Origin of the sequence: Dechloromonas sp. CZR5, assembly GCF_008711155.1 — a bacterium.
GTDB lineage: Bacteria > Pseudomonadota > Gammaproteobacteria > Burkholderiales > Rhodocyclaceae > Azonexus.
In genome coordinates this window covers 27,710-54,397 of record NZ_VUYQ01000014.1, presented here as the reverse complement: position 1 = coordinate 54,397, position 26,688 = coordinate 27,710, and the positions used below count along the sequence as shown (strand labels likewise).

27 protein-coding genes and 1 riboswitch are annotated in these 26,688 nt (G+C 64.6%); of the genes, 25 read left to right on the top strand and 2 right to left on the bottom strand.

Annotated elements, in window-relative coordinates; translation table 11 throughout:
- The 22 genes from cbiQ to F1002_RS20160 form a co-directional block, all read left to right on the top strand.
- A partial coding sequence (gene cbiQ, locus F1002_RS20260; protein ID WP_150430860.1) for a cobalt ECF transporter T component CbiQ occupies nucleotides 1-630 on the top strand: 630 nt, incomplete at its 5' end.
- Nucleotides 627-1,505: an energy-coupling factor ABC transporter ATP-binding protein gene (locus F1002_RS20255; protein ID WP_150430859.1), complete on the top strand. Its 879-nt coding sequence runs from the start codon at nucleotides 627-629 to the stop codon at nucleotides 1,503-1,505. The genes cbiQ and F1002_RS20255, both read left to right, overlap by 4 nt.
- A 31-nt stretch (nucleotides 1,506-1,536) precedes the next feature.
- Nucleotides 1,537-2,331: a precorrin-4 C(11)-methyltransferase gene (gene cobM / locus F1002_RS20250; RefSeq protein WP_150430865.1), complete on the top strand. Its 795-nt coding sequence runs from the start codon at nucleotides 1,537-1,539 to the stop codon at nucleotides 2,329-2,331.
- Entirely contained in the window at nucleotides 2,321-3,247 is a 927-nt protein-coding gene (locus tag F1002_RS20245; RefSeq protein ID WP_150430858.1) for a sirohydrochlorin chelatase, read from the top strand. Before cobM ends, F1002_RS20245 begins: the two co-directional genes overlap by 11 nt.
- Before the next feature lie 15 nt (nucleotides 3,248-3,262).
- Entirely contained in the window at nucleotides 3,263-3,949 is a 687-nt protein-coding gene (locus tag F1002_RS20240; RefSeq protein WP_150430857.1) for a precorrin-8X methylmutase, read from the top strand.
- Nucleotides 3,946-4,269: an antibiotic biosynthesis monooxygenase gene (locus F1002_RS20235; protein WP_150430856.1), complete on the top strand. Its 324-nt coding sequence runs from the start codon at nucleotides 3,946-3,948 to the stop codon at nucleotides 4,267-4,269. Before F1002_RS20240 ends, F1002_RS20235 begins: the two co-directional genes overlap by 4 nt.
- Nucleotides 4,259-5,416 (top strand): cobalt-precorrin-5B (C(1))-methyltransferase, encoded by a 1,158-nt coding sequence (locus tag F1002_RS20230; protein ID WP_150430855.1) that lies wholly within the window; start codon nucleotides 4,259-4,261, stop codon nucleotides 5,414-5,416. Before F1002_RS20235 ends, F1002_RS20230 begins: the two co-directional genes overlap by 11 nt.
- Nucleotides 5,413-5,832: a GNAT family N-acetyltransferase gene (locus tag F1002_RS20225; RefSeq protein WP_150430854.1), complete on the top strand. Its 420-nt coding sequence runs from the start codon at nucleotides 5,413-5,415 to the stop codon at nucleotides 5,830-5,832. The genes F1002_RS20230 and F1002_RS20225 overlap by 4 nt, the downstream gene beginning before the upstream one ends.
- 14 nt (nucleotides 5,833-5,846) lie before the next feature.
- Complete coding sequence (gene cbiE, locus F1002_RS20220; RefSeq protein ID WP_150430853.1) at nucleotides 5,847-7,121, top strand: precorrin-6y C5,15-methyltransferase (decarboxylating) subunit CbiE; 1,275 nt, start codon at nucleotides 5,847-5,849, stop codon at nucleotides 7,119-7,121.
- Nucleotides 7,122-7,123: 2 nt separating this feature from the next.
- Nucleotides 7,124-7,468: an antibiotic biosynthesis monooxygenase gene (locus F1002_RS21350; RefSeq protein WP_223879710.1), complete on the top strand. Its 345-nt coding sequence runs from the start codon at nucleotides 7,124-7,126 to the stop codon at nucleotides 7,466-7,468.
- Nucleotides 7,465-8,010, top strand: a complete 546-nt coding sequence (locus F1002_RS21345; protein ID WP_223879709.1) for a GNAT family N-acetyltransferase — start codon at nucleotides 7,465-7,467, stop codon at nucleotides 8,008-8,010. Before F1002_RS21350 ends, F1002_RS21345 begins: the two co-directional genes overlap by 4 nt.
- A 30-nt stretch (nucleotides 8,011-8,040) precedes the next feature.
- Nucleotides 8,041-8,853 carry a precorrin-2 C(20)-methyltransferase gene (cobI, locus tag F1002_RS20210; protein ID WP_150430851.1) on the top strand — a complete coding sequence of 271 codons (813 nt, stop codon included), beginning with the start codon at nucleotides 8,041-8,043 and terminating at the stop codon, nucleotides 8,851-8,853.
- A 39-nt stretch (nucleotides 8,854-8,892) separates the two neighbouring features.
- Entirely contained in the window at nucleotides 8,893-9,627 is a 735-nt protein-coding gene (locus F1002_RS20205; RefSeq protein ID WP_150430850.1) for a cobalamin biosynthesis central domain-containing protein, read from the top strand.
- Between the two features lie 274 nt (nucleotides 9,628-9,901).
- Entirely contained in the window at nucleotides 9,902-10,297 is a 396-nt protein-coding gene (locus F1002_RS20200) for a cobalamin biosynthesis protein (protein ID WP_150430849.1), read from the top strand.
- Complete coding sequence (gene cobJ / locus F1002_RS20195) at nucleotides 10,294-11,280, top strand: precorrin-3B C(17)-methyltransferase (protein WP_150430848.1); 987 nt, start codon at nucleotides 10,294-10,296, stop codon at nucleotides 11,278-11,280. The genes F1002_RS20200 and cobJ overlap by 4 nt, the downstream gene beginning before the upstream one ends.
- Nucleotides 11,270-11,635: a ferredoxin gene (locus F1002_RS20190; RefSeq protein ID WP_150430847.1), complete on the top strand. Its 366-nt coding sequence runs from the start codon at nucleotides 11,270-11,272 to the stop codon at nucleotides 11,633-11,635. The genes cobJ and F1002_RS20190 overlap by 11 nt, the downstream gene beginning before the upstream one ends.
- A 49-nt stretch (nucleotides 11,636-11,684) precedes the next feature.
- A riboswitch (cobalamin riboswitch) is annotated at nucleotides 11,685-11,947 on the top strand.
- A 128-nt stretch (nucleotides 11,948-12,075) separates the two neighbouring features.
- Nucleotides 12,076-14,196 carry a TonB-dependent siderophore receptor gene (locus F1002_RS20185; protein ID WP_150430846.1) on the top strand — a complete coding sequence of 707 codons (2,121 nt, stop codon included), beginning with the start codon at nucleotides 12,076-12,078 and terminating at the stop codon, nucleotides 14,194-14,196.
- A 1-nt stretch (nucleotide 14,197) separates the two neighbouring features.
- Nucleotides 14,198-15,643, top strand: coding sequence for a PepSY domain-containing protein (locus tag F1002_RS20180; RefSeq protein WP_150430845.1), 1,446 nt, complete (start codon nucleotides 14,198-14,200; stop codon nucleotides 15,641-15,643).
- A gap of 391 nt (nucleotides 15,644-16,034) precedes the next feature.
- Complete coding sequence (locus F1002_RS20175) at nucleotides 16,035-17,651, top strand: nitrite reductase (protein ID WP_223879708.1); 1,617 nt, start codon at nucleotides 16,035-16,037, stop codon at nucleotides 17,649-17,651.
- 293 nt (nucleotides 17,652-17,944) lie between these two features.
- Complete coding sequence (gene nosZ / locus F1002_RS20170; RefSeq protein WP_150430843.1) at nucleotides 17,945-20,242, top strand: Sec-dependent nitrous-oxide reductase; 2,298 nt, start codon at nucleotides 17,945-17,947, stop codon at nucleotides 20,240-20,242.
- Nucleotides 20,243-20,326: 84 nt separating this feature from the next.
- Nucleotides 20,327-20,644: a c-type cytochrome gene (locus tag F1002_RS20165; RefSeq protein ID WP_150430842.1), complete on the top strand. Its 318-nt coding sequence runs from the start codon at nucleotides 20,327-20,329 to the stop codon at nucleotides 20,642-20,644.
- A gap of 3 nt (nucleotides 20,645-20,647) precedes the next feature.
- On the top strand, nucleotides 20,648-21,919 hold the full coding sequence (locus F1002_RS20160; RefSeq protein ID WP_150430841.1) for an NAD(P)/FAD-dependent oxidoreductase: 1,272 nt from the start codon (nucleotides 20,648-20,650) through the stop codon (nucleotides 21,917-21,919).
- A 15-nt stretch (nucleotides 21,920-21,934) separates the two neighbouring features.
- Here the strand turns inward: F1002_RS20160 and F1002_RS20155 are convergent, their stop codons facing one another.
- Together F1002_RS20155 and F1002_RS20150 are read right to left on the bottom strand one after the other, a co-directional pair.
- A complete protein-coding gene (locus F1002_RS20155) occupies nucleotides 21,935-22,285 on the bottom strand; it encodes a helix-turn-helix domain-containing protein (RefSeq protein ID WP_150430840.1) in 351 nt (116 codons plus the stop codon).
- Between the two features lie 19 nt (nucleotides 22,286-22,304).
- Complete coding sequence (locus F1002_RS20150; RefSeq protein WP_150430839.1) at nucleotides 22,305-22,778, bottom strand: ankyrin repeat domain-containing protein; 474 nt, start codon at nucleotides 22,776-22,778, stop codon at nucleotides 22,305-22,307.
- Nucleotides 22,779-23,013: 235 nt separating this feature from the next.
- Here F1002_RS20150 and F1002_RS20145 point away from each other — a divergent pair, with 235 nt between their 5' ends.
- From F1002_RS20145 to ccoG, 3 genes are all read left to right on the top strand, one after another.
- On the top strand, nucleotides 23,014-23,718 hold the full coding sequence (locus tag F1002_RS20145) for a Crp/Fnr family transcriptional regulator (protein ID WP_150430838.1): 705 nt from the start codon (nucleotides 23,014-23,016) through the stop codon (nucleotides 23,716-23,718).
- A gap of 47 nt (nucleotides 23,719-23,765) precedes the next feature.
- The gene (locus tag F1002_RS20140) at nucleotides 23,766-25,178 is read left to right on the top strand and encodes a PLP-dependent aminotransferase family protein (RefSeq protein ID WP_150430837.1); all 1,413 of its coding nucleotides are present in this window, start codon (nucleotides 23,766-23,768) and stop codon (nucleotides 25,176-25,178) included.
- A 113-nt stretch (nucleotides 25,179-25,291) separates the two neighbouring features.
- On the top strand, nucleotides 25,292-26,683 hold the full coding sequence (gene ccoG, locus F1002_RS20135; RefSeq protein WP_150430836.1) for a cytochrome c oxidase accessory protein CcoG: 1,392 nt from the start codon (nucleotides 25,292-25,294) through the stop codon (nucleotides 26,681-26,683).
- Nucleotides 26,684-26,688: the final 5 nt, after the last annotated feature.

The following is a 26,688-nucleotide window of genomic DNA, read 5'->3' as shown; positions in this document are numbered from 1 at the left end:
GGCGGCGCGCTGGCGGTCGCCGGCCTGCTGGTCGCCGTGGCCTGGCTGGCCGCCGGCATCCCCGTCCCGACCTATCTGCGGGCGGCGGCAGCGCCCCTCCTCTTTCTCGCCCTGAGCTGCCTGTCGCTGGCCTTCTCGCTCGGCAGCGCCGACGGCGGCGGGCTGGCGCTGACACTGGCGCCCGATGCCGGGGCGCAGCTCGGACAGGTGGGGAGCCGCTCGCTGGCGGCGCTCGCCGCGTTGTTGCTGCTCGTCCTGACCACGCCGCTGCCCGACCTGATCGCACTGCTGCGTCGCCTGAAAACCCCGGAACTGCTGCTCGACCTGACGGTGCTCGGCTACCGCATGGGGTCGGTCTTCTCGATGGCGATGCATGACATGCTGACGGCACAGACGGCGCGTCTCGGCTATGCCACGCGCCGTCAGGCCTGGCATTCGCTGGCCGGGCTGGGCGCCAACCTTGCCGTGCAGGTCTGGCAACGCGCCCAGGCGCTGCATGTCGCGGCACAAGCCCGCAACAATGACGGCCCGCTGCGCTTCATGGCGCGCACTTTTCCGCACGCCCGGCGCGACAGCCTGCTGGCGCTTGCCGCCGGGGCGCTGCTCATCCTGATCGGACAACTGGCATGAGCGCGCCGCCCAACGACATCCTGCTGCAATTCGACCGGGTGGCCTATCGCTATCCCGACGGCAACGCCGGGCTGGACGGCTGCTCGCTTGACATCCTGCGCGGCAGCCGCAATGCGCTGCTCGGCGCCAACGGGTCGGGCAAGACAACCCTGTTCCAGCACGCCAACGGCCTGTTGCGGCCATCCGGCGGCACCGTCCGCTACGCGGGCCAAGCGGTCGATTACGGCCGCCCGGGGCTGCGCGAGCTGCGCAGCCGGGTCGGCCTGGTGTTCCAGAACCCGGACCGCCAGTTGTTCTCGGCCAGCGTCGCCGAGGACGTCTCCTTCGGGCCGCTCAACCTCGGCCTCGACGACGACACCGTGCGCCGTCGCGTCGCCGCCGCGCTGGCCGCCGTCGGACTGGCCGACATCGGCGAACGAGCGGTGCATCACCTCAGTTTCGGCCAGAAAAAGCGCGTCTGCATTGCCGGGGTGCTGGCCATGCAGCCCGAGCTGCTGCTGCTCGACGAACCCAAGGCCGGGCTCGACCCGGCCATGCAGGCCGACCTGCTGGCGATCCTCGACGACCTGCACGGACAGGGCATGAGCATCCTGCTGTCCACCCACGATGTCGATTTCGCCTACCGTTGGGCCGAGCACATTCACATCATGGCTGCCGGACGTTGCGTGGCGAGTTTTCCGGCCGGAGAGTTGCCGCACCGGGCCGCCGAACTGGCGGCCGCCGGTCTGCCGTTGCCGGCCGTGATCCCGCTGCATGCCCGGCTCGCCGCGCAAGGCCTGGTGCCCGCCACACCGTTCCCCCGCTCCACCGACGCCCTGCTGGCCATGCTGCCCAAGGCGCCTCAACCCAAGGAAACCCCATGCACGATTGCCTGAAACCCGCTGCGGCTTGCCGGAGCGCTACCTGATGGCCGGCAAGATCTGGTTTGTCGGGGCCGGTCCCGGCGACCCCGACCTGATCACCGTCAAGGGCCGCCAGTTGCTGGAGGCAGCGGGTGCCGTGCTGTTCGCCGGTTCGCTGGTCGACCGGGCGGCGACGCTGTACGCGCCGGCGGGCTGCGAGATCCGCGACTCCAAGGACATGACGCTGGAAGAGATGACCGACTGGCTGATTGCCGCCGCCGCCCGGCATGAAACCGTCATCCGCCTACAAACCGGCGACCCCGGCCTCTACGGCGCGCTGATCGAGATGACGCGGCCGCTGACCGCCGCCGGTATCGAATGGACGGTGGTGCCGGGGGTTTCATCAGCCATGGCCTCTCTGGCAGCGGCCGGCGAGACGCTGACCCTGCCGGAAGTCACCCAGACAGTGATCCTCACCCGCGTTGCCGGGCGCACGCCGATGCCGCCGGGCGAGGAACTCGAAGCCCTCGCCGCGCACAAGACGACGCTCTGCATCTACCTGTCGATCACCTTGCTGCACAAGGTCCAGGCAGCGCTGCTCGCCGCCGGCTGGAGCGAGGATGCGCCCATCCTGGTGGTACAGAAGGCGAGCTGGCCGGGCGAGGAAAAGATCGTGCGCGGCACGATCAAGGACATCAAGCGGAAATGCCAGGACGAGAAGATCGCCAGCCAGGCCATGATCGTCGCCAGCCCGACCCTGGGCGCCGCCGACTGGCCCGACCTGATCCGTTCCAAACTCTACGACCCGACTTTCGGACACCGCTTCCGCAAGGCCACGGAGACATCCCATGACCAATGACACCACCCTCCTCCTCGTCGGCCACGGTTCGCGCGGCCGCGAGGGCAACAAGGAAACCATCAACTTCGCCGCCCAGTGGCGCGAGCAGCACCCGGACTGGCGTATCGAGGTCTGCTTCATCGAGCATGCCGAGGTGCTGCTTGACGAAGGGCTCGACCGCGCCGCCAAGGGGGCGCGGAAGGTCATCGCCATCCCCTTCATTCTCAACGCCGCCGGCCACGTCAAGATGGAACTGCCGCATGCGCTGGACGAAGCCCGCCAGCGCCACCCCGGCGTCGAGTTCGTCGTCACCCGCCATCTCGGCATGGGGCGTGAGATCTTTGCCGTGCTGCAGGGCCAGCTCGACCGCCTGATGAAGCAACTGGCGATGCCCGACCCGATGACCACTGGCGTCGTCCTGCTCGGCCGCGGCTCGTCGGATGCCGGCGCCAACGGCGAACTGGCCCGGATGGCCCGCTGGATCTTCGAGGATAACGACCACGAACTGGTCGACCTCGCCTTCACCGGCGTCACCTGGCCGCGGCTGGAAACCATCGTCCAGCGCCAGGTCAAACTGGGCATGATGCAGATCGCCATCGTCCCGGTCTATCTGTTCACCGGCGTGCTGATCGAGCGCATCCAGGAGCAGGTGGCCCGGCTGCAGCAGCAGTACCCGCAGGTTTCCTTCGCGCTGGGCACCCATTTCGGCTTCGATCCGGGCATCTTCGCGCTGCTCGACAACCGCGCCAGGGGCGAACAGGGCGAAGGCGCCATGCTCGAATGCGACGGCTGCAAGTACCGCGAACAGGCCGAAGACGAGCACCTGCACGACCACAGCCACACCGCCATCGCTGGCTGCGGCCACGCTCATGCCCACGATCACCACCCTGACCACGGCCATGCCCATCACGCTGGCTGCGCCCATCACCACGCCTGAACCGGGAACATCGCCATGACCCTCACCACCGCCGCCAATACCGTCACCGAACAGCTGACCGAAGCCGGTCGCGCCATCGAACACGACTCCTTCGCCATCATCGACGCCGAAGCCGGTCCGCACGCCTACACCGCCGAGCAATGGCCGCTCGTGCGCCGGATGATCCACGCCAATGCCGATTTCGAATTCAACGGCCTGACCGCCTTCCATCCGGACGCCATGCAGGCCGGCATGAACGCGGTGCTCAAAGGCGGCACGCCCATCGTCGCCGACGTCGAAATGATCTGCGTCGGTCTCTCGAAACCGCGTTTGCAGCACTTCGGCCTGACCACCCACCACTACATTTCCGACGCCGACGTGATCGAGGCCGCCAAGGCCGTCAACAGCACCCGCGCCGTGCAGGCGATGCGCAAGGCGCAGCGCGCGGGCAAGCTCGACGGCGCCATCGTCGGCATCGGCAATGCACCGACGGCGCTGATCGAACTGGTGCGCCTGATCAAGGAAGAAGGCGTACGCCCGGCGCTGGTCGTCGCCATGCCGGTCGGCTTCGTCTCCGCCGCCGAATCCAAGGACCTGATGATGACCGTGAACGAAGTGCCGTGGGTCGCCATCAAGGGCCGCAAGGGCGGCTCGACGTTGGTTGTCGCCGCCATCCACGCCATGCTGTCGCTGGCCGAAGCCGCGCAGAAGAAAGCCGCATGAGCCAGACTATCCAACCGGCAACGACGCCCCGGCCACCGTATTACGCGGTGATTTTTACCTCGGTCAGGACCGATGGAGATCAGGGCTACGCGGCAACAGCCCAAGCCATGGTCGACCTGGCCAAGGTGCAGCCGGGTTTTCTTGGCATCGAATCGGCACGCCAGGAACTCGGCATTACGGTTTCCTGCTGGCAAAGCGAAGAAGCCATCACAGCCTGGAAAGAAAATGTCGATCACCGTGCCGCCATGCAGCGCGCACACGACTGGTATCGCCACTTCAGGGTTCGTGTAGCCCGGGTCGAGCGCGAATATGGCTACTGAACCGCTCGAAAAACCTGCCAAGGTCCGCAAGGGCGACGCCAAGCGCGAGCGTGGCAACCGCACCGGCTTCACCACCGGCGCCTGCTCGGCGGCAGCGGCGCGGGCGGCGACGCTCGGGCTGTTGCAGAGCGAAGTGCCCGAAACAATCGTCTGCCACCTGCCGAACGGGCAGGATGTCGCCTTCGCGGTGATCGACGGCTCGGTCGAGGAAAGCGCCGGTCACGCCCACGCGGTGATCGTCAAGGATGCCGGCGACGACCCGGACGCGACGCACGGCGCGCACATGACCGCCGACGTGCGCATCCTCAAGCACCGGGCCGGCGAGGTCGTGCTCAAGGGCGGCTTCGGCGTCGGCGTCGTGACCAAGGACGGCCTCGGCCTGGAAGTCGGCGGCCCGGCGATCAACCCGGTGCCGCGCCGCAACATCGTCGACAACGTGCGCGCCGTGGCCGGCGAACTGCTCGACCACGACGGGCTGGAAGTCACCATTTCCGTCCCCGGCGGCGACGAGATGGCGAAAAAGACGCTCAATGCCCGGCTCGGCATCCTCGGCGGCATCTCCATCCTCGGCACCACCGGCATCGTCCGCCCCTATTCGACCGCCGCCTTCCGCGCCAGCGTCGTGCAGGCTGTCGATGTCGCCGCCAGGCAGGGGCAGACCAGCGTGGTCTTCACCACCGGCGGCCGCACCGAGAAATTCGCCATGCGGCAGTTGCCGGAACTGGATGAATCCTGCTTCGTGCAGATGGGCGACTTCGTCAAGGCGGCCTTCACCAGCGCCATCAAGCGCCAGCTGCCGAATGTCTATATCGGCGCCATGGTCGGCAAGCTGACCAAGATGTGCCAGGGCCTGGCCGTCACGCACGCCTGGAAGGCCGAAGTCGACCGCGACATCCTGGCCGACTCGGCGCGCGAAGTCGGCGCGCCGGACGACCTGATCGAGGAAATCCGCGCCGCCGAAACCGCCCGCTTCGCCGCCGAACGGCTGGCGGCGCTCGGCCTGGCCGTCGATTTCCACCGCCAGCTGGCAAAAAAGGCCATCCGCAGCCTCAGGGGCCAATACCCGGGCAACTACCACCTGGCCGTGCTGGTCTGCGATTTCGAAGGCCGGTTCATTTGCCGGGTCGATGAAGAGGAGATTGCATGACCGACCAACCGTCTGCCGCCATCGAATTTCGCATCGATGCCCCCATCGATGTGGATACCGCCATCGCGCTCTACCGCCGCTCCACGCTCGGCGAACGACGCCCGGTCGATCACCCGGAGATTTTTGCCGACATGCTGCGGCACGCCAACCTGACCGTTTCGGCCTGGCATGGCGAACGCCTGGTCGGCATTGCACGTTCGCTGACCGATTTCAGCTATGTCGCCTATCTGGCCGATCTGGCGGTCGATGCCGATTACCAGAAGCAGGGTATCGGCAAGCAATTGATCGAGGAAACCAGGAATCGCCTCGGCGCAACCTGCATGCTTGTCCTGCTCGCCGCCCCCAAGGCCAACGACTACTACCCCAAGCTGGGTTTTGAGCATAACCCACGCGCCTGGATGCTGAAAAAACAATGATTACCGACATAAAAATGCCGCCAACCACGACCCTGCTCGGCATTCTCGACGACGGCTGGGCCGGTCTTTCCGACAGCGCCCGCCGACTGCTGGCGGAGGCCGACGTCGTGATCGGCGCCGGCCGCACGCTCGAGCTGGTGCGCCCGCACCTCGCTGCCGGTGCTGAAATCCTCGACATGGACGGCAAGCTCGGTCAGGTTGCCGGCTGGATCGGGAACGCCCGCGAACAGGGCAAAAGCGCTGTTGCGCTGGCTACCGGCGACCCGCTCTGCCACGGTATCGCCTCATGGCTGACCGGCAAGCTCGGGCGCGACGGCTTCACGATCGTGCCCGCCGTATCGACACTGCAACTGGCCTTCGCCCGCTTCAAGACAGCCTGGCAGGACGTGAAAATATCCACCTGCCACAGCGCCGATGCCGGCGAATGGTTCGTCGGCGCGACGCCGGAGCACGGCCTCTACAAGCTGATGCGCGCCATCGCCCGGCATCCCCGCGTCGCCTTGTTCACCGGCCCGGAAAACACACCGGACCGGTTGGCGCGGGCCTTGATCACGGCCGGCTACGGCGACGATGCCAAGCTTTCCGTCGCCTGCCGCCTGCTGCTCGACGACGAAACGATCTTCGCCGGCCTGTCGCCAGCCGAGGCGGCCGGCATGAGCTTCCCGCAGCCCAACGTCGTCCTCGTCGAACGCGCGCCGGAGACGCCGCGCCCCAGTTTCGGCCTCGACGACCTCGATTACATCCAGCGTGCGCCGGAAAAAGGACTGATCACCAAGCAGGAGGCGCGCGCCCTGTCGCTCGCCAAACTGCGCCTCAAGCCGGACAGCCGGGTCTGGGACATCGGCGCCGGCTCCGGCTCGGTCGGCCTCGAGTGCGCCCGTCTGGCACCGCACGGCCACGTCTGGGCCATCGAAAAGAATGAAGGCGACGCCGCCAACGCCCGCGCCAACGCAGCGCAATTCCGCGTCGGCAACTACACGCTGGTCGAAGGGAAGGCACCGGCGCAGCTCGACAGTTGGCCCGACCCGGATGCGGTATTCATCGGCGGCTCGGGCGGCGAACTCGGCGAGCTGATCCAGCTGATCCTCGCCCGCCTGAAACCCGGCGGCCGGCTGGTGATGAACTTCGTGACGCTGGAAAACCTGGCCACCGCGACCACTGCGCTCAAGGCGAGCGGCGCGGCCTGGGATGTCGTCCAGCTCCAGGCCAGCCGCTCGCAACCGATTCTCGACATGCACCGGATGGCGGCCCAGAACCCCGTCTGGATCGTCACCGCCAGCAAGGATTGAACATGTATTCCTCGACCTTCATTTTCAAGAAAAAGCAATTCGACGCACGTTTTCACGAACTCGATCAAGCCATCGCCGAGGCCGCCAAGCGCATTCCCGGCTATCTCGGCGAAGAGGCGTGGGAAAACCCGCAAACCGGCCTGCTCGGCAACGTCTATTACTGGGAATCGCTGGAAGCCCTGCAAGTCCTGATCGACCACCCGCGCCACCTGGAGGCCAAGCAAGCCCAGGGCGAGTGGCTGGATGGATACGAAGTCATCATTTCCCAGGTGTTGCGCACCTATGGCGACGGCAAGCTCGATGGGCTGCCGACAGCTCAGGTCCGCGCCACCGAGACTGTCAGGTGATCCAGCTGGAAACCTCCCGCCTGCGTCTGCGCCCGTGGCGCGACGAGGATCTTGCGCCCTTCGCGGCGCTGAATGCCGATGCGCAGGTGATGGCGCATTTCCCCGCCACGCTCGACCGGGCCGAAAGCGATGTGCTGGCTGCTCGCTGCCAAAGCCTGATCGAAGCGCAAGGCTGGGGTTTCTGGGCAACGGAGATCAAGGCAAGCGGCGACTTCATCGGCTTTGTCGGTTTGCACCGGCCGATAGCCGAACTACCGTTTTCGCCCTGCGTCGAAATCGGCTGGCGCCTGGCTCGGCCGTTCTGGGGTCAGGGTTACGCCAGTGAAGCCGCACGGGCAGCGCTAAGCTTTGCCTTCAACGATCTGGCGCTGGCCGAAGTTGTCGCCTTCACCAGCCTGGAAAACCGCCGCTCGCAGGCAGTGATGGAAAGGCTGGGGATGCGCCGCGCCGAAAATTTCGAACACCCCGCACAGCCTCCCGGTCACCCGCTACGCGAGCACTGTTTGTATCGCCTTGCCGTCAGCGCATGGCAACCCGCTTGAACGCTGTCGTTTTTGACTGAAAGAACCCGCATGACCGAACCCAAACGCCCCGGCACGAATTTTGGAAAACTCATCGGCGCCTCGCTTGGCCCCGGCGATCCCGAACTGATCACCCGCCGCGCCTGGAGCGCGCTGCAATCCGGCGCGCGCTGGCTGTATCCGGTGAAGAAGGCCGAGGAATCGTCCTACGCACTGTCCATCGTCGAGCGCGGCGGCATTGCCGTGCCGGGCGATGCCGTCGAACTGGTCTTCCCGATGACGCGCGACGCCGAGATCCTGGCCAAGGCCTGGAGCCGCGCCGCCGTGCAGACCGTCGAACTGCTCGCCGAAGGCCGCGACCTGGTCTTCCTGGTTGAAGGCGACGCGTCCACCTTCGCCACCTTCGGCCACCTCGCCCGCGTTGTCCGCGAACTGGTGCCCGAGATCGAGGTCGAGACCATTCCCGGCGTATCGTCCTTCGCCGCCGCCGCGGCGACCACCGGCGTCACGCTGGCCGAGGAGGACGAAACCTTCGCCATCATCCCTGCCGCCTACGGCGTCGAGGTCATCGACCATCTGCTCGACGAGTTCGACACCCTCGCCCTGCTCAAGGTGAAGCCGCTGGTCGATGAAATCCTCGATCTGCTCGAACGCCGCGACCTGCTCGCCACCTCGCTCTTCATCGAAAAGGTCGGCTCGCCGGAGGAACGCGTCGTGCGCGACGTGCTCAGCCTGAAAGGCGAGAAGGTGAACTACCTGTCGCTGATGCTGGTGCAGAACCCCAAGCGTATACGCGGCGAATTGCGCCGTGGCTGTCGCAAGCGCAAGGAAGCCGTCGATGCTTCCGCCACGGCCGCCGCCTGATCAACCCATAAAAACCAACCCCAACAGAGAAACCTTCCCATGAAAATAGCCGTCGTCTCGATCACCAAACACGGCATCGCACTGGCCGGCAAGGTCGTCACTGCGCTGCCGGGCGCCCAGCTGTTCTGCCCCGAAAAATTCCGTACCGAAGGCGGAAACGCCGCTCCCGGCGCCTTCCATTGCTATGAAGGCAAGGTCGGCGACCAGGTGCCGGCGCTATTCGCCGCCTTCGACGGCATCGTCTGCATCGTCTCGCTCGGCGCCGTCGTCCGCCTCATCGCGCCGCACCTGAAGAACAAGGAAACCGACCCGGCCGTGGTGGTCATCGACGAAGCCGGCAAGTTCGTCATCCCCATACTGTCCGGCCACCTTGGCGGCGCCAATCAGCTCGCCGGCCACCTCGCCACGGCACTCGGCGCGCAAGCCGTGCTGACCACCGCCTCGGATGCCCGCGAAACCATCGCCGTCGACCTGCTCGGCCGCGAACTGGGCTGGACCTTCGAAGCCACCCATGACGAAATCGTGCGCTGCAGCGCGGCAATGGTGAACGACGAAGCGGTAGCGCTGGTCCAGGAAGCGGGCTCCACCGACTGGTGGGCGAAGCACGCCAACGGTCGCCAGGGACCTCAGCCGGCCAACGTCGCGCATTTCTCCCGACTCGAAGACGTGCCGCTCGACCGCTTCGCCGCCGTGCTGTGGATCAGCCCGCGCGAAATGCCGGCCGACATCGCCGCCCGGTTGGCGGGGCGGCGGGTGGTTTATCGGCCGCTATGACAGGCATGCGCGCTATTCAACCGCTGTTTTCCGCCGTTGAGCGGCGTCTTCCTTTCTTTGCTTCGCCAAAGAAAGGAAGCAAAGAAAGGCGACCCCTGCGTTCGCGCCGGGCCGTCAGCCCGGTCCCCTGTGCTGCTCGATCAGCCGGGCGGTTCGCAAAACTCGCCTGCGGCTCAAACAATGCGAACCGACTGCCCCCGGCCGATCTGTGCTGCTCGGCGCTCTCAAAGGGGGTGGGGGCACTCCGTAACGATTTTGGTCACGCGAGGACGGCATGAAAATCGCCCTCGGCCTCGGTTGCGACCGCGGCACCCCGGCCGCCACCATCCGGCAGGTCATCGCCGAAGCCCTGGCGCAGGTCGGCGCGACGCTGGCCGACGTGCGGGCAGTCGCCTCGATCGACCTAAAGGCCGACGAGATCGGCATGGCCGAAGTCGCCCAGGCCAACGGCTGGATCGTCCGCTTCTACCCCGCCACCGAACTGGCCACGGTCGATGTGCCAAACCCGTCGGAAACCGTGCGCAAGTACACCGGCACGCCATCGGTCTCTGAAGCGGCGGCGCTGCTCGCGGCCGGAGCCGACGCAAGCCATCTGATCATCGAAAAACACAAGTTGCGCGGCCCGGACGGACGCAACGCCACTGTCTCCATTGCAAGGATTCCCCAATGAACGCACCTGAAACGACGGTTAAAACCGGCAAGATCATGCTCGTCGGCCTCGGCCCGGGCAGCAACGACCACCTCACGGCACGCGCCCGCGCCGCCATCGCCGAGGCCGACACGATCATCGGCTACGTCACCTACATCCGCCTGGTCGCCGATCTGGTCCAGGGCAAGGAGGTAATCAAGAAATCGATGACCGAGGAACTCGACCGCGCTATCGAAGCGCTCGACCGTGCCAGCCAGGGCAAGAAGGTGGCGCTGATCTCGTCCGGCGACGCCGGCGTGTACGGCATGGCCGGACCGACCTTCGAGGTGCTGTTCCAGGCCGGGTGGACGCCGGATTCGGAGATCGAGGTCGAGATCGTTCCCGGCGCCTCGGCGCTCAACACCTGCGCCGCGCTGGTCGGCGCACCGCTGACCCACGATTTCTGCGCCATTTCGCTGTCCGACCTGCTGACGCCGTGGCCGACCATCGCCCGCCGTCTCGACGCCGTGGCTTATGCCGATTTCGTCGTCGCGCTGTACAACCCGAAGAGCGGCCGCCGCACGCAGCAGATCGTCGAGGCCCAGCGCCTCTTCCTGCGCCACCGCGACCCGCAAACGCCGGTCGCCATCGTCAAGTCCGGCTACCGGCCGAAACAGCGCATCGAATTCACCACCCTGGAAAAGATGAACGAATGCGATATCGGCATGCTGTCGACGGTGCTGATCGGCAATTCCAACACCTTCTTCAAGCACGGCCTGATGGTGACGCCGCGCGGCTACGCCAACAAGTACGCCGTCGAGGCCGGCGAACGCAACACCCGGGACGGCGAACAGGCCGGCCGTTCGTTGTCCACCGGCCTCAACGGCTGGATGGCGGCAATCCAGGCCAGCGGCAAGAGCGCCGCCGAGCTGGCCGCCGAATACCGGCTGCCGGAAGACTACATTGCCGCCGTGCTGGCCAGCGAGGTGCCGCCCGAGGGCGAGGAGAACGAGATTGAAGGCTGAACGCGACGCCGACGACATCGTCAAGCCGACGATTCGCGACTACAGCCGGCAGGTGCTGATCTGCACCGGCCCGCGCTGCACGCAAAACGGCGAGGGCGAAGCCCTGTTCAATGCGCTGCAGGCCAAGTTCCGTGCTGCCGGCCTCGGCTTCGATGCCGGTCCGGCGCGCGTCAAGCGCACCCGCACCGGCTGCGTCGCCGCCTGCCAGGGCGGGCCGATTGTCGCCGTGCAGCCCGATGGCGTGTGGTACTACAACGTCACCGACGAAAACATGGATCGCATCGTCGAGGAGCATCTGAAGAACGGCCGGGTCGTCGAAGACCTCGTCTTCCACCGGAACGGATCCGGCAAATGAAGCAAGCACCCCGCCAGCGTCCGGCCTGGCGGGGAAACAGGATGTAGTGCCGGACACATTGGCAACAGGTGCCCGCCGTCGCAAGGCGTCGGGTGAAACGGGAACGGGGTGCGCGACCGCAGCAAGGTCGCAATGCCCCGGCTGCCCCCGCAACGGTAAGCAAGTGCGGGTGCATCACGGCGATCCGGCAGGATCGCCAGCCACTGGAAGAACGCCGTGGCATTGCCGGCAGGCAATGCGCGCGGGTCTTGCGGGAAGGCGATGCATCAAGACTTGCCAGCCCGGAGACCGGCCTGTTGCAAGGTGCCGTACCGCCCACCGGCGGGCCGGCAAGGTGTAACTGACTGTCTGCGGGGTTGCGGATGCGGCATTCGATGCATGGACAAACGCCATGCCGTGCCGGCATGCGCGGGCAGACGGTGCAACCCAGGAGTTTGACCATGTTGTTGACCATCCGCCGCCCTGCCGGCCTCTCCCGTTCGCTGCGGCCGTTGCCGCTCGCCATGGCCGGCGCGCTGGCCGGCTTCGCCCCCGTCCATGCCGCCGACACCACGCTGCCGGCCGTCGCCGTCAGCGCCACGCGCGATGCCGCCGATCTCGGCCTCGATCTGCCGAACAGTGCCGGCAGCCGTACCGGCCTGAGCACCCGCGAAACCCCGGCCAGTGTCGAGGCCATCGACAGCCAGAGCATCCGGGAACGCGGCGATTACCAGGTGATGGACGCCATCACCCGGAGCACCGGCCTGACCGGTGTCGGCGCCAGCGGCAACGGTTCCCTGTCCTTCTCGACGCGCGGCTTTTCCGGCACCAATTCGGTCGGCGTGGCCGAGGACGGCGTGCGCCTGTCGACCGGAGCGGGCACGCAGAACTATCCGGGCGACAGCTGGGGCTACGAGCGCATCGAGGTGCTGCGCGGCCCGGCCTCGGTCGTCTACGGCAGCGGTACGGTCGGCGCGACGATCAACGCCGTGCGCAAGGCGCCGAGCCGCGATGCGTCGTTCGAAGCGCTGACCGGCATCGGCACCGACGGACAGGTACGGATCGGCCTCGGCGGCACGGGCGGCCTCGGCGAAATCGCCAGCTTCCGCATCGATGCCTCGGGCCTGCGCGGCGACGGCGAGCGCGACCGTGGCGACTTTTCCGGCGGCAAACTGATGACGGCGCTGCGCCTGCAGCCGAATGCCGACCTGCGTTTCGAACTGCTGGCCGACTACAGCAGCCAGCAGCCGGTCCGCTACTGGGGCACGCCGCTCGCCGACGGCCGGATCGACGCCAGCCTGCGCAAGGAAAACTACAACGTCGACGACGCCGTGATCCGCTACACCGACACGCGCCTGCGCGCCCGCGCCGAATGGCAGGCCGGCAACGGCCTGACGCTGCGCGACGAAGTCTATCACTTCACCGCCGACCGACGCTGGAAGAACGTCGAGCAATACGAGCTGAATACCGCCACGCGCCAGGTCGCGCGTTCCGATTACCTGTTCATCGAGCACGAGCTGGCGCAGACCGGCAACCGGCTGGAGGCGGCGCTGCAACGCGGCCAGCATCGGGCCGTGCTGGGCTGGGAAGTGGCGCGGGTCGAATTCCGCCACATCAACAACGCGCCCTACGGCGGCGCATCGACCGTATCGGCGAACAACCCGGCGCCCGGCAGCTGGTTCAGCACGGACCCGACCCGTCCGAAATTCGATACCGGCACCACCTTGCAGGCCTTTTACCTCGAAGATGCCTGGCAACTCTCCGACCGCTGGCTGCTGCTGGCCGGCACACGCCATGACAGCGCCCGTATCGCTCGGAAGGACCTGGCCGGCGGCAATACCGATCTCGACAAGACGCTGTCCGGCACCGCCTGGCGCCTTGGCCTGACCCATCACCTGACGGCGGCGACCAGCCTCTACGTGCAGGCCAGCACCGGGAACGACCCGGTAACCAGCCTGATTTCGCTCAACCTGGCCAACCGCGACTTCGGCCTGACCACGGGCCGCCAGGTCGAAACCGGCATCAAGCAACGACTGGCCGACGGGCGCGGCGAATGGACGGCCGCCCTGTTCCGCATCGAGAAGGACAACATCGTCACCCGCGACCCGGCCAATCCGGCGCTGTCGGTGCAGGGCGGCAGCCAGCATAGCCAGGGGGTGGAACTGAGCGCGGCGCTCGTGCCGTGGCGCAACTGGCGTTTCGAGGGCAATCTCAGCCTGCTCGAGGCGCGCTACGACAAGCTGATCGAAGCCGGCGGCGCCGACCGCGCCGGCAAGCGGCCCACCGATGTCCCGGAACAGGTCGTCAACCTGTGGGGGCATTACCGTTTCGGGCCGTTCCAGGCCTCGCTCGGCGGGCGCTATGTCGGCAAGCGTTATGCCGACAACGCCAACACCGTGGCTCTGCCCGCCTACGTCATCGCCGACGCTGCGCTGGCCTGGAAGGTCGATCACCGGACGACGCTACGCCTCCTGGGCCGCAACCTGACGGACAAGGTCTATGCCACCACCTCCTACGGCAGCCAGCAATTCGTCCTCGGGCAGGCACGCCGCTTCGATCTCGTCGCCGAGCTGAAGTTCTGACATGACGCGGGCGACACTGACACGCTGGCTGCATCTCGGCCACCGCTGGCTCGGCATGGCGCTGGGCTGGCTGGTGCTGTGCTGGTTCGTTTCCGGGATCGTCATGCTCTTTGTCGCCCGCCCCCAGCTCACCGAAGACGAGCGGCTCGCGGCCCTGCCGGCCATCGCCGCCGACAGCGTCCGCATCGCCCCGCTGGCCGCCTGGAAGGCGCTGCAACAGCCGGGCTGGCCCGACGCGCTGCGTCTCGACGCCGGGAGCGGACGCCCCGTCTACCGCTTTCTCGCCCTTGGGCGCTGGTCGGCGGTACATGCCGACGACGGGTCGCCGGTGTCGGGCATCGACACGGCAGCGGCCATACAGACGGCGCGCCCCTTTGCCGGCGCAAGCGCCGTCGAGGCGGTGACGCCGGTCGACTACGATCAATGGACGGTCTATCGCCGCTACGATGCCTGGCGGCCCTTCCTGCGCGTCGAGCTGGCCGACGGCCGCGACCTCTACGTCTCGCAGCGTGACGGCGCCGTGGTGCTCGACACCGGCCGCAGCGAGCGGATGTGGAATTACCTCGGCAGCGTCGTGCATTGGCTCTATTTCACCCCGCTGCGCATGCAGCAGACGCTATGGCGCGATACCGTGCTGAGTACCAGCTTCGTCGCCCTGCTGCTCGCCGCCAGCGGACTCTGGCTCGGCTGGCAACGCCTGCGCTGGCGCCGACGTTATTCCGGCGGACGGCTGACGCCCTATCGCGGCGGATGGAAGCGTTACCACCACATCCTCGGCCTGTTCGGCGGCCTTTTCGTGCTGACCTGGCTGTTCAGCGGCTGGCTGTCGCTCGCGCCGTTTGGCCTGGTCAGCGGCAACGGCACCTCGCGTGAAGACGCCCGGCGCCTCGCCGGGGGCACCTTGACGCCGGAAGCGCTCCACGCCCTGCCCCGGATCGATGCCGATACCCGCTCGGCCGAATGGCTGCTGTTCGCCGGCCAAACGCTGATCCGCCAGCACAAGCGCGATGGCACAAGCAGCCTGAGCGGCATCAACACACCGCCGACCGCCGCCCTCACCCGCGCCCAGATCGAGGCCGCCGCCCCCGCCCTGCGCCCGGGCGTCAGCTTCGAATCCGACTGGCTGACCACGGCCGACGAGCACTACTACCCGCTGCGCCACGCCCCCCGCGATTTCCCCGTCCTGCGCCTGCGCTTCGCCGATCCCGAGCGCAGCACCTTCTACATCGCCCCCGCCAGCGGCCGCATCGCGCACACCTTCGACCACCGCCAAACCGCCCACCGCTGGCTGTTCCAGGCCCTGCACCGCCTCGACATCGCCCCCCTCGTAGCCCACCCGGCACTCAGAGACGGCGCGATCATCGCCCTATCCCTGCTCGGCTTCGGGCTGACCCTGACAGGCGTCATGCTGGCGTGGCATCGCCTGACCGTAAAACGTAGGGATTAAACGACAAGCGCCCGGACGACCTGAATCCCTGTTGGAATGGCGGGAAACCCGGTCAATCGGGCCCTTGAATCCTCGACGCCCGGTCGCGATGTGAATCCATGGGCCGAACGCCTGCGTTCCGGGCGGCGAAACCTTGGCCCGGAAGGGCATCGAATCCATTCTGTTGCCCAAAGACAGCCCCGACCGAAAGAACTGTACCGGTAGAAAACAGAACCAACTGTTCGCCCTTGACCTGCGGCGGCAATGTTCCAATTCGCGCAAATTACAAGGGAGCAATCGAGTTCCCGAGCAGTCACCCGACAGTCCTGATTTTTTTCAACAAAAGGGACGGAAAATGTACAAGTACTTGGGTAGGGAAGTGGGGCTGTTAGCGCTTTCATTCGCCGCTTCGATGGCTTTTGCCGCCGATGCGCCGACGCTGTCGCCAGAAGCAAAAAGCGCCAGCGGAAAAATCTATTTCGAGCGTTGTGCCGGCTGCCACGGCATGTTGCGCAAGGGTGCGACGGGAAAAAACCTCGAGCCCGCCTGGTCGCGCAAGGAAGCAGACGGCCGCCTGACTGAAGGGGGCACGCAGAAGCTCGGTCAGTCCCGGCTGGAGAAGATCATCAGCTACGGCACCGAAGGCGGCATGCCGAACTTCGACGACATCCTGTCGAAAGACGAGATCAAGAACATGGCCGCCTACATCCAGATGTCGCCCGACGCGCCGCCGGAATGGAGCCTGAAGGACATTCACGGGACGTGGAAGCTGCATGTGCCGGTCGACCAGCGGCCGACCCGGAAGATGAACAACGTCAACCTCAACAACATCTTCTCGGTCACGCTGCGCGATGCCGGCGAGGTGGCGCTGATCGACGGCGATACCAAGCAGATCTGGGGCATCGTCAAGACCGGGTATGCGGTTCATATTTCCCGTTTGTCGCTGTCCGGCCGCTACATTCACGTCGTCGGCCGCGACGGCCGGCTGGACATGATCGACCTCTGGTTCGAGAAGCCGACGGTTGTCGCCACGGTCAAGGCCGGCATGGAAACGCGCTCGGTCGAAACCTCGAAGGCGAAGGGTTTCGAGGACAAGTACGTCATCGTCGGCTCCTACTGGCCGCCGCAGTACACCATTCTCGACGGCATGACGCTGGAACCCCTGAAGAATGTCTCGACGCGCGGCGTGACGGTGGACGGCGACTATCATCAGGAACCGCGTGTTGCCTCCATCGTGGCCTCGACGACCAAGCCGGAGTTCCTGGTCAGCGTCAAGGAAACCGGGATGGTCAAGATGGTCGATTATTCCGACCTGACCAACCTCAGGGAAACAACCATCAACACCGCCAAGTTCCTGCATGACGGGGGTTACGATGCGACCAAGCGCTATTTCCTGGTGGCTGCCAATGCGTCGAACAAGGTCGCCGTGGTCGACGTCAAGGAAGGCAAGTTCACCGCCCTGGTCGATACCGCCAAGATTCCGCATCCCGGGCGAGGTGCCAACATCGTGCATCCCAAGTACGGTCCGGTGTGGGCGACATCCCATCTCGGCGCCGATGTGATCACGCTGATCGGAACGGACCCGGAGAAGTATCCCCAGCATGCCTGGAAGGTGGTTCAGGAACTCAAGAACCACGGGGCGAATTCCCTGTTCGTGAAGACCCACCCGAAGTCCGATAACCTGTGGGCCGATTCGCCGCTGAATCCCGACCCCAAGCTCGCCGGTTCGGTTACGGTCTATCGCGTCTCCGAGCTGGGCAATCCCGATCCGCAACCCGAGGTAATCGATATTGCGGCAGCGGCCAATCTCGGCAAGACCAAGGGGATTCAGCGGGTGGTGCAAGGCGAGTACAACCAGAATGGCGACGAGATCTGGTACTCGGTGTGGACCGGCAACAAGACCGAACCGTCGGCCATCGTGGTGATCGACGACAAGACGCGCAAGGTCAAGACGGTGATCAAGGACAAGCGACTGGTCACGCCGACCGGCAAGTTCAACGTCTTCAACACACAACACGACGTGTATTGATTGACGATCCCGCCCCCTCGAAGCCCCGCCAAAAGCGGGGCTTTTTTTTCTGGATCGACGTGCTGGATGCCCTGTCCGCGGCGGCGATCTGTGCTGATCGGGAATTGAATCGGCTGCAACTGTACGCTGCGAATATGCGCCCAACTGTGACCAAGGCGCACTTTTCTCCCATGGTCTACTGACGCGGTCGGGTCAGCCGGCAATCGGCTTGCAGCGGCCTTCTCAGCCGGAGGTCGCGATCCCGGGCGCGTGCAGATGCACGCCGATCGATACGCAATCTTAAGGGGAGAAAAATGCGTGCAATAACCAGGCGTCCCTTGGCGCTGTTCATACTCATCGGGCTGGCTGCCGGCCTGTCCGGCACCGCCGTCGCAGCCGAATCGCTGCAGGACGTATTGAAGCGCCGCAACCTGTCGCAACAGGATTTGCTGTCCGCCGCCAAGACCTACGTGCCGACCGGCAAGCGCGACGAGTTCATTGCCTTCTCGTCGGGCGGCCAGTCGGGGCAGGTTCTCGTCTACGGCATTCCGTCGATGCGGATTCTCAAGTACATCGGCGTTTTCACGCCGGAACCGTGGCAGGGCTACGGCTACGACGAAAGCTCGAAGGCCGTGCTGGCCCAGGGCAATATCGATGGCCGCAAGATTACCTGGGGCGATTCGCACCACCCGGCGATGTCGGAAACGCAAGGCAAGTACGACGGCCAGTTCCTGTTCATCAACGACAAGGCCAATCCGCGGATCGCCGTGATCGACCTGCGCGATTTCGAGACCAAGCAACTGGTCGCCAATCCGATCTTCAAGTCCGAGCACGGCGGCGCCTTCGTCACGCCGAACACCGAATACGTCATTGAAGCGGCCCAGTACGCCACGCCGCTCGAGAACAGGAAGTTTGCCCCTCTCGAGGAGTTCAACGAGAAATATCGCGGCGGCGTCACCTACTGGAAATTCGACCGCAAGGAAGGCCGCATCATCCCCAAGGATTCCTTCTCCGTGGAACTGCCGCCGTACTCGCAGGATTTGTCGGATGCCGGCAAAGGGCCGTCGGATGGCTGGTCCTTCACCAATTCCTTCTGTTCCGAACGCTACGTCGGCGGTATCGAAAAAGGCCGTCCGCCCTACGAGGCGGGCTGTTCGGCCAAGGATACCGACTACATGCACATCGTGAACTGGCGGAAAGCCGCCGAGTTGGTCGCCCAGGGCAAGGCCAAGAAGATCAACGGCCACAACGTGATCATGATGGAGACCGCCATCAAGGAGGGCATACTCTTCCTGATTCCGGAGCCCAAGTCGCCGCACGGCGTCATGCTCTCGCCGGACGGCAAGTTCATCACCGTGTCCGGCAAGCTCGACACCCACGTCTCGGTCTATTCCTGGGAAAAGATCCAGGCCGCCATCAAGGCCGGGCGCTTCGAGAGCAAGGACCCCTACGGGATCCCGGTCATCAGCATGAAGGAAACCCTGCACAGGCAGGTGCAGCTGGGGCTCGGGCCGCTGCATACGCAATACGACGCCAAGGCCTGCGTCGCCTACACCTCGCTGTACGTCGATTCGCAAGTCGTCAAATGGGACTACTGCGAGGGGCGCGTCCTCGACAAGATCGCCGTCCACTACAACATCGGCCACCTGATGACCATGGAAGGCGACAGTGTCGAGCCGAAGGGCAAGTACCTGGTGGCAATGAACAAGCTGTCGATCGACCGTTTCAACCCGGTAGGCCCCCTGCATCCGCAGAATCACCAGCTGATCGACATTTCCGACGACAAGATGCAGTTGCTCTACGACATGCCGGTGCCGCTGGGCGAGCCGCATTACGTGGTCGGGATCGAGGCATCGAAACTCAAGCCGGGCGTACGCTACAAGGTGGGCACCGATTCGCGCACCGACAAGCCGCACCCGGGCGCCGTCCGTGCCGGCGAGGAAAAAACGGTTCGCAAGGGCAACAAGGTCGAGGTCTTCGGCACCCTGATCCGCTCCCACATCACGCCGGAAACCATCGAGGCGGAAGTCGGCGACGAAATCACCATCCACCTGACCAACCTCGAGCGCGCCCAGGACGAAACCCATGGCTTCGCCGTCGGCACCTTCGACGTCCACGCCTCCGTGGAGCCGGGCAAGACGGTCACCGTCAAGTTCAAGGCCGACAAGGAGGGCGTCTATCCGTACTACTGCACGGAATTCTGCTCGGCCTTGCACCTCGAGATGCAGGGTTACCTGCTGGTCAAGCCGAAGGGCTGGAAACCGACCAGGGCGGCTGCGGCGGAACAGGTTGTCTACACCGAGGACGACTACAAGAAGCAATTGAAGAAGGTGGCTGAAACCCAGGCTGTCATCGACCAGGTCGTCGCCTATATCACGGGCGTCAATTACCGCGATTTCCCCGATGTCGTTGCCTTGATGGATGACGCTGTCGATCAGCTGAACAAGACCAAGGAAACCCGCGGCAAGGCCGAAGATGCGGCGAAACGGAAAGACTGGCAGCAGGCGACGCTGTGGGCCGAGCAGATCTGGCAATACCAGGTCAAGGCGGCCGATATCGGTATCCGCGCCAAGAACTACCTCGAGCAGAACGGCGCCCGGAAAACCAAGTAGTCAATGACGTAGTTTGCAACCCGTTCGGTCGGAGGGCGTGCTCCCCCAATTCCTCTCCTGGCACGCCCTCCGATTTTTTTCGACATGATCAATACCTGTATTCGTATCGCCGCTTGCGGCATCCTGCTCTTGCCGGCCTTCGCTGCGAACGGCGGGGACGGCGTTTCCGTCGCCCAGTCGTTGGCCGCCACCTGCGCCAATTGTCACGGAACCAACGGTCGTCTTCCTGCACAGGAAGCGGTACCTGCACTCGCCGGCCGGTCTGCCGACTGGATTCGCCAGCAGCTCGCGGCATTCCGCAACTACGCGCGTTCTTCCACGGTCATGCAGCAGATTGTCAGGGGCTACAGCGAGGAGGAGATCGACATGATCGCCGACTGGCTGGCCAGGAATGGCGACTGACCGATGCGCCGCGAATTCCTGAAAACGATGGGCGCCGGCGCACTGGCCCTGTTGAGCGCTTGCGCCACTCAAAACATACGTCCCAAGCCACGCGTCGTCGTGGTTGGCGGCGGCTTTGCCGGCGCCACCGTTGCCAAGTACCTGCGCCTATGGAGCCGAGGCGGAATCGCCGTTACCTTGATCGAACGCAACCGGCAGTTCGTTTCCTGTCCGATTTCCAATCTGGTGCTGGCCGGCGAACGCTCGCTGGCCGACATCACCCTTGGTTATGGCGGGCTGGCCCAACTCGGCGTGGAGGTCGTGCCCGCCCCGGCCGAACGCATCGACCCGGAACAAAGGCGAGTCCTGTTGGCCGGTGGGCTGTCCATCCCCTACGACCGCTGCGTGCTGGCGCCTGGTGTCGATTTCATGAGTGAGGACATTCCCGGGCTGGCTTCCGAGGCGGCACAAAAGCGCTTCCCGCATGCCTACAAGGCCGGACCGCAGACCGTGGCCCTCGGGAAGCAGCTTGCAGCCATGCCCGATGGCGGCGTGTATGCCTTGTCGATTCCCAAAATCCCCTACGTTTGCCCACCGGGGCCCTATGAGCGGGCATCGGTGATCGCCGACTATTTTCGCCGCTACAAACCGCGCTCGAAGGTTCTGATCCTGGACGCCAACGACGGGGTCGCCTCGAAACGCCCGCTGTTCCTGCAAGCCTGGGCGGAGCGCTATCCCGCCCTGATCGACTATCGCCCCAACATGCCGATCCGCGACGTGGATGCCGGCCAGGGGGCGGCCATCTTCGACTTCGAGCAGATCGGGGCCGACGTGTGGAACGTCATTCCGGCCCAGCGCATCGGCAGAATTGCCGTCGATCTCGGCTTGAAGCTGGCCAACGGGCGGTGGGCCGAGGTGGACTGGCTGACGCTGGAATCCGTCAGCCATCCGGGCATCCATGTCATTGGCGATGCAACCTTCGCCGCTCCCCTGATGCCGAAATCGGGACACATGGCCAACCAGCAGGCCAAGGTGCTGGCGGCAGCACTGGTCAATCTGTTTGCCGGCCGGGAAATCAACCCCCGCCCGAAGGTAATGAACACCTGCTACAGCTTTGTCGGCTTCGAACAGGCGATGCATGTGGCCAGTGTTTTCGACTACAACGCCGAGCAGGCGACCTTCCTGTCGGTCGCCAAGTCCGGCGGTTTGTCGGAGCGCGCCAGCAAACTCGAGGCGGGCTATGCCCACGCCTGGGCAAGGAACATCTGGGCAGACAGCCTTTCTGCGGTTTATTGACGCGCAACCCGCCGCCTAGCCGAACCGGGCCATCTTCCGCTGCAGGGTACGGCGGCTGATGTTGAGCATGCGGGCCGCCTTCGAGCGGTTTCCGCCGCTGCGGGACAGAATCTCGACAATGTAATCCCGCTCAACCTCTTCCAGGGACTTGACCGCTTCGCCCGCGTCACCCTGTTCTTGCGGCATGGGGACGGGCACTTGGGTAGCTGTCTCCGGTGGCGGTAGTTGGCCGGCGTTGCGGGAGACGAGACGCAGCCGGGAGCGGGCAAGCAAGCGCTGCAAATCGGCTTGGCTGCCCGGCGGGCCGGACATCCCGGAAGCGTGTTCGGAAGGAACTTCGAGGAGCAGATAGATCGATTGGCTCATGCGTGCCTCACGAGCGCATTTAACAGGGTTTTCCAGGCGAGCATTTTTTTAGCAGCCACAAGGAGATGACCCCGGCCACTTCGTAGGCCATGGCTTTTCTGGCGACGGAAGTCGGGTCGCGCCCGGTGGCCGTGAGGGCATGGGGATCGGCACCCGCTTCAAGCAATAGCTGGGCGTGTGCCGCATTTTGCGAATAGGCGGCGACATGCAGCGGTGTCATGCCGTCGTGGTCGCGGGCGTTCGGATCGGCGCCCGCCGCGATCAGGGCCTTGAGCGCCCCGGGAGCGGCGTTGGCGGCGGCCAGGTGGAGCGGTGTCGAACCGACATTGGTCCGGATATCCCGGCTCCCCGGGTCCGGCTCGAGCGCCGCAACGACTTCCTGTGCTGTGCCTGTCCGGGCTGCGTTCAGGATCGGGTGTTCTAGAATGCTGGCATTTTCGTTGGCTGCACAATTGACAGCCGCGGCGACAAGAATGACCGGAAGGATTCTCAAGTTGAATTTCCTCAACAAATTAGCTTGTTACGGAAATTTTCGTCTCACCGGCGGGTGAGTGGTGATAACAGCCTGTAGCTTAGTCTTGCGGTACAGAAAAAAGGGCTCCGGGCAACTGTTCCTATCCGAATCGGCAACGACTGTAGCTGTCTTCGGTGCCCGTGTTCTGGTGTACTAGCCGGCATTGGCAACGGGGCCCGGATTTCCGCATGGGCAATGGCGTGCAGGAGGGCGGATGACCGAGCAACAGTGCGACGAACTGGTGGCATGCATCACTGCATTCCAGGCCCGTTTTCCCTCCGAGGGCATCAGCCGGCAGCTTGTTCTCCGGAATCGCTATGTATTTCATAGCGGCAATCCTGCCCAGGGCCTGTACCTGGTGATCGATGGACTGGTCAAGGTATTCAAGGTGAGCCGTGCCGGGAATGAAAGGATCATCCACATTGCCGGACGGGGGGATTTTCTGTCCGAGGTACCCGTCCTGCTCCAGCGAGGCTGCGACACCACCGCACAGGCCGCTTCGGATGCAGTGATGTTCCATATCCCGGAGCAGGCTGTTTTTGCCTTGCTGGACGAATCGCCGCTGCTCTTCCGCCAGTTGTTGGGCGGCATGGCGCGCAAGGTGCATTGCCTGCTCCAGGATATCGAATCCAATTTCAAGGCCGGTCATGAACGGGTCGCCGATTTCCTGCTCTCCCATGGGGCGGACAAGTCGCCGTCGGGTGAATCCTTGCGCATCGTCCTGCCGATCAAGAAAACCGACCTTGCATCCTGGCTGGGGCTGACGCCGCAGCATTTTTCCCGAATCCTTCAGGACATGCGGCAGAAGGGACTCATCGAGGTCGATGGGCCGGCGATACACGTGCCGTCGGTTGAGAACCTGAAGAACGGCTGCTTGCGCTTTGGCAAGGATGAATCAATGTTGCCGGCCGCTCATTGAGGCATCATGAACGTGCCGGACACCGCGATCGAGGGAGAGAAATAAGCATGGTGCGCTATCAGAGTCTTGCGTACGAAACGGAAAAGCTGATTGTCGATGGCGTTCTCAGGCCGGGCGACCGGCTGCCTTCCGTTCGTCAGGTGTGCCGGACGCACACCATCAGTCCGGTGACCGTAACCCAGGCCTACTATCTGCTGGAGAGCCGGGGCTTGATCGAGGCCAGGCCCAAATCCGGCTACTTCGTTCGCGCCCGCCTCGGACAGCGCCTCAACGAGCCGGAGATGAGCCATCCGGTAGGCAATTCGACCGAACTCCAGGTCAGCGACTTCATTTTCCAGATATTGAACAGCGTCAAGGACCCGGCAGTCGTGCCGCTGGGCTCCAGTTTTCCCAGCCCTTTCCTGTTTCCCTTCGACAAGCTCGGCCGTTTTCTCTGCCAGGCGGCGCGGCGTTTCGATCCGCTGTCGACGGTGACCGATCTGCCGCCCGGCAACGAGGAGTTGCGCCGCCAGATCGTGCTGCGCTACTTGTCGCGGGGGGCCGTGGTGTCGACTGACGAGGTCGTTGTCACCTCGGGGGCGATGGAGGGAATCAATCTGTGCCTGCAGGCCGTGACGCAGCCCGGCGATCTGATCGCCATCGAATCGCCCACCTTTTACGCCGGTCTGCAGGCGAGCGAGCGACTCGGCCTCAAGGTGATCGAGATTCCATCGCATCCGCGCGAGGGCATCAGCATCCAGGCCCTGGAGGATGCGTTGCGGCACCACCCGATCAAGGCCTGCCTGTTGATGCTCAATTTCGGCAACCCTACGGGCAGCCTGGTCAGCGGGGAGAGGAAGCGTTACCTGGTCGATTTGCTGGCGCGTTACAACGTACCGCTGATCGAGGACGACGTCTATCACGAACTATATTTCGGCCCGCAGCCGCCCCTCTGCAGCAAGGCGATGGCCCGGGCCGATCACGTCATGCATATTTCGTCCTTCTCCAAGTGCCTGGCGCCCGGCTATCGCCTCGGCTGGGTTGCTGCAGGCCGCTATGCCGAGAAAATCGTGCGTCTCAAGCTGGCGATGACCCTGGCGACGACGATCCCGGTCCAGATTGCCGTGGCGGAATACCTGAAGCAGGGCGGCTACGACCATCACCTGCGGCGCTTGCGGCAGCAATTGATGATGCAGGAATCCTTGTTGATTGAAGGGGTCGAGCGTTTCTTTCCCAGCACCACCCGCTTGGCCAGACCGGCTGGCGGCTATTTCGTGTGGCTGGAACTGCCGGAATCCGTCGATGCGCTCAAGCTGCACCGCATGGCGCTGGATCAGGGAATCAGCATCGCGCCGGGGCCGATCTTTTCGGCGAAGAAAGAGTTCAACAACTGTATCCGCCTCAACTTTGGCCACCCGCAGACCGAAACCATGCAGCGGGCCGTCGCCACGCTCGGGCATCTGGTATCGACGCTGTCCTGACCGAAAGGCTTCGGTTCGACATCTGTGCCCATTTAAAATCAAACACGCTGCAACTGTTATCAATCATTCCTTGGTGATTTACTGATGTCCAGTCACATCGCAAGGAAAACGACATGGACAGGCCGGTCAGCAAGGTTCGCGAAGCGAAGCTCGAACTCTATCGAAAGAAGGGAAATATCCACGCCAAGGAGGTAACGGGGCGTTTCAATACTCTTCGCTGGGGCATGGTATGGCTTACCCAGACCATTTTCTACGGTTTATGCTGGATCAATTGGGAGAGCGCCGGCTCGGTCCGGCAGGCGGTGCTGTTCGACATCGCCCACGAAAAGCTCTATCTGTTCGGCCTGGTTCTCTGGCCGCAGGATGCGCTCTTGCTGGCCTTGGTGCTGATCATTGCGGCGACGGCGCTGTTCCTGGTCACTGCCCTCGCCGGGCGCCTGTTCTGCGGCTTTGCTTGCCCGCAGACGGTTTATACGAGCATCTTTACCTGGATAGAAGCGCGGATCGAGGGCGACCACCTGGCACGCCTGCGGCTCGATGCCGGACCGATGAGCCTCCGCAAGTTGCTGATCAAGACGGCAAAGCACAGCCTCTGGGCCATCGTCGCCATCTGGACGGCAGTAACCTTCGTCGGCTACTTCACCCCGATCCGCGAGTTGCTGCCCACCGTCGTCGCGCTCAAGACCGGCCCCTGGGAGGCTTTCTGGCTCATCTTCTACGCCGCCTTCACCTATGTCCAGGCCGGGCTGGCGCGGGAGGCGGTCTGCCAGCACATGTGCCCCTACTCGCGCTTCCAGGGCGTGATGTTCGATCCGGCGACGAGCAACGTGGCCTACGACCGCCAGCGCGGCGAACCCCGGAGCAACCGGCGTCAGGCCGGGCAAACCGGCGACTGCATCGATTGCGGCATCTGCGTCCAGGTTTGCCCCACCGGCATCGATATTCGCGACGGCTTGCAGTATCAGTGCATCAATTGTGGCCTGTGCATCGATGCCTGCGACCAGGTCATGGAAAAGATCGGTGCCCCCCTCGGCCTGATTCGCTTCGCCTCCGAAACGGCGCTTGTCGCTCCTGAAAAACACCGACCGTGGTACACCCGGCCGCGCATTGGCGCATATGCCGCGCTGTTGCTCATTTTTTGCGGCATGGGTGTATGGACCCTGGAGCATCGCTCGCTGTTGCTGGTCGACGTGTTGCGCGACCGTGGTGCCTTGCTGCGGGAAACGGCCGAAGGCGAGATCGAGAACGCCTACACCCTGAAGCTGATGAATCTCTCCGAAGTGCCACGCGACTTCATCGTTCGTGTCGCCGGCATGCCGGGCGCCCGAATCGTCGGCGAGGAGCGCTTCACCGCCGAGCCGGGCAGCATCCGCCCGGTATCCGTGACCGTTGCGGCCCCTTCCGACAGCAGCCTGTCCGGTATCCAGCCGATGCTGTTTTCGATCCAGGCTGCTGACGACCGGTCCATCGAGGTCGTCGAAAAAAGCAGCTTCATCCTGCCGTAGTCCCT

Coding starts and splice junctions, on each gene's coding strand:
- cbiE (WP_150430853.1), top strand. CDS start 5,847: ATGCCGCCAACCACGACCCTGCTCGGCATTCTCGACGACGGCTGGGCC.
- F1002_RS20225 (WP_150430854.1), top strand. CDS start 5,413: ATGACCGACCAACCGTCTGCCGCCATCGAATTTCGCATCGATGCCCCC.
- F1002_RS20200 (WP_150430849.1), top strand. CDS start 9,902: ATGAAAATCGCCCTCGGCCTCGGTTGCGACCGCGGCACCCCGGCCGCC.
- ccoG (WP_150430836.1), top strand. CDS start 25,292: ATGGACAGGCCGGTCAGCAAGGTTCGCGAAGCGAAGCTCGAACTCTAT.
- F1002_RS20205 (WP_150430850.1), top strand. CDS start 8,893: ATGAAAATAGCCGTCGTCTCGATCACCAAACACGGCATCGCACTGGCC.
- F1002_RS20155 (WP_150430840.1), bottom strand. CDS start 22,285: ATGAGCCAATCGATCTATCTGCTCCTCGAAGTTCCTTCCGAACACGCT.
- F1002_RS20185 (WP_150430846.1), top strand. CDS start 12,076: ATGTTGTTGACCATCCGCCGCCCTGCCGGCCTCTCCCGTTCGCTGCGG.
- F1002_RS20145 (WP_150430838.1), top strand. CDS start 23,014: ATGACCGAGCAACAGTGCGACGAACTGGTGGCATGCATCACTGCATTC.
- F1002_RS20235 (WP_150430856.1), top strand. CDS start 3,946: ATGAGCCAGACTATCCAACCGGCAACGACGCCCCGGCCACCGTATTAC.
- F1002_RS20240 (WP_150430857.1), top strand. CDS start 3,263: ATGACCCTCACCACCGCCGCCAATACCGTCACCGAACAGCTGACCGAA.
- F1002_RS20175 (WP_223879708.1), top strand. CDS start 16,035: ATGGCTTTTGCCGCCGATGCGCCGACGCTGTCGCCAGAAGCAAAAAGC.
- F1002_RS20140 (WP_150430837.1), top strand. CDS start 23,766: ATGGTGCGCTATCAGAGTCTTGCGTACGAAACGGAAAAGCTGATTGTC.
- F1002_RS21350 (WP_223879710.1), top strand. CDS start 7,124: ATGTATTCCTCGACCTTCATTTTCAAGAAAAAGCAATTCGACGCACGT.
- cobJ (WP_150430848.1), top strand. CDS start 10,294: ATGAACGCACCTGAAACGACGGTTAAAACCGGCAAGATCATGCTCGTC.
- F1002_RS20160 (WP_150430841.1), top strand. CDS start 20,648: ATGCGCCGCGAATTCCTGAAAACGATGGGCGCCGGCGCACTGGCCCTG.
- cobI (WP_150430851.1), top strand. CDS start 8,041: ATGACCGAACCCAAACGCCCCGGCACGAATTTTGGAAAACTCATCGGC.
- F1002_RS20180 (WP_150430845.1), top strand. CDS start 14,198: ATGACGCGGGCGACACTGACACGCTGGCTGCATCTCGGCCACCGCTGG.
- F1002_RS20230 (WP_150430855.1), top strand. CDS start 4,259: ATGGCTACTGAACCGCTCGAAAAACCTGCCAAGGTCCGCAAGGGCGAC.
- cobM (WP_150430865.1), top strand. CDS start 1,537: ATGGCCGGCAAGATCTGGTTTGTCGGGGCCGGTCCCGGCGACCCCGAC.
- F1002_RS20165 (WP_150430842.1), top strand. CDS start 20,327: ATGATCAATACCTGTATTCGTATCGCCGCTTGCGGCATCCTGCTCTTG.
- F1002_RS20245 (WP_150430858.1), top strand. CDS start 2,321: ATGACCAATGACACCACCCTCCTCCTCGTCGGCCACGGTTCGCGCGGC.
- nosZ (WP_150430843.1), top strand. CDS start 17,945: ATGCGTGCAATAACCAGGCGTCCCTTGGCGCTGTTCATACTCATCGGG.
- F1002_RS20255 (WP_150430859.1), top strand. CDS start 627: ATGAGCGCGCCGCCCAACGACATCCTGCTGCAATTCGACCGGGTGGCC.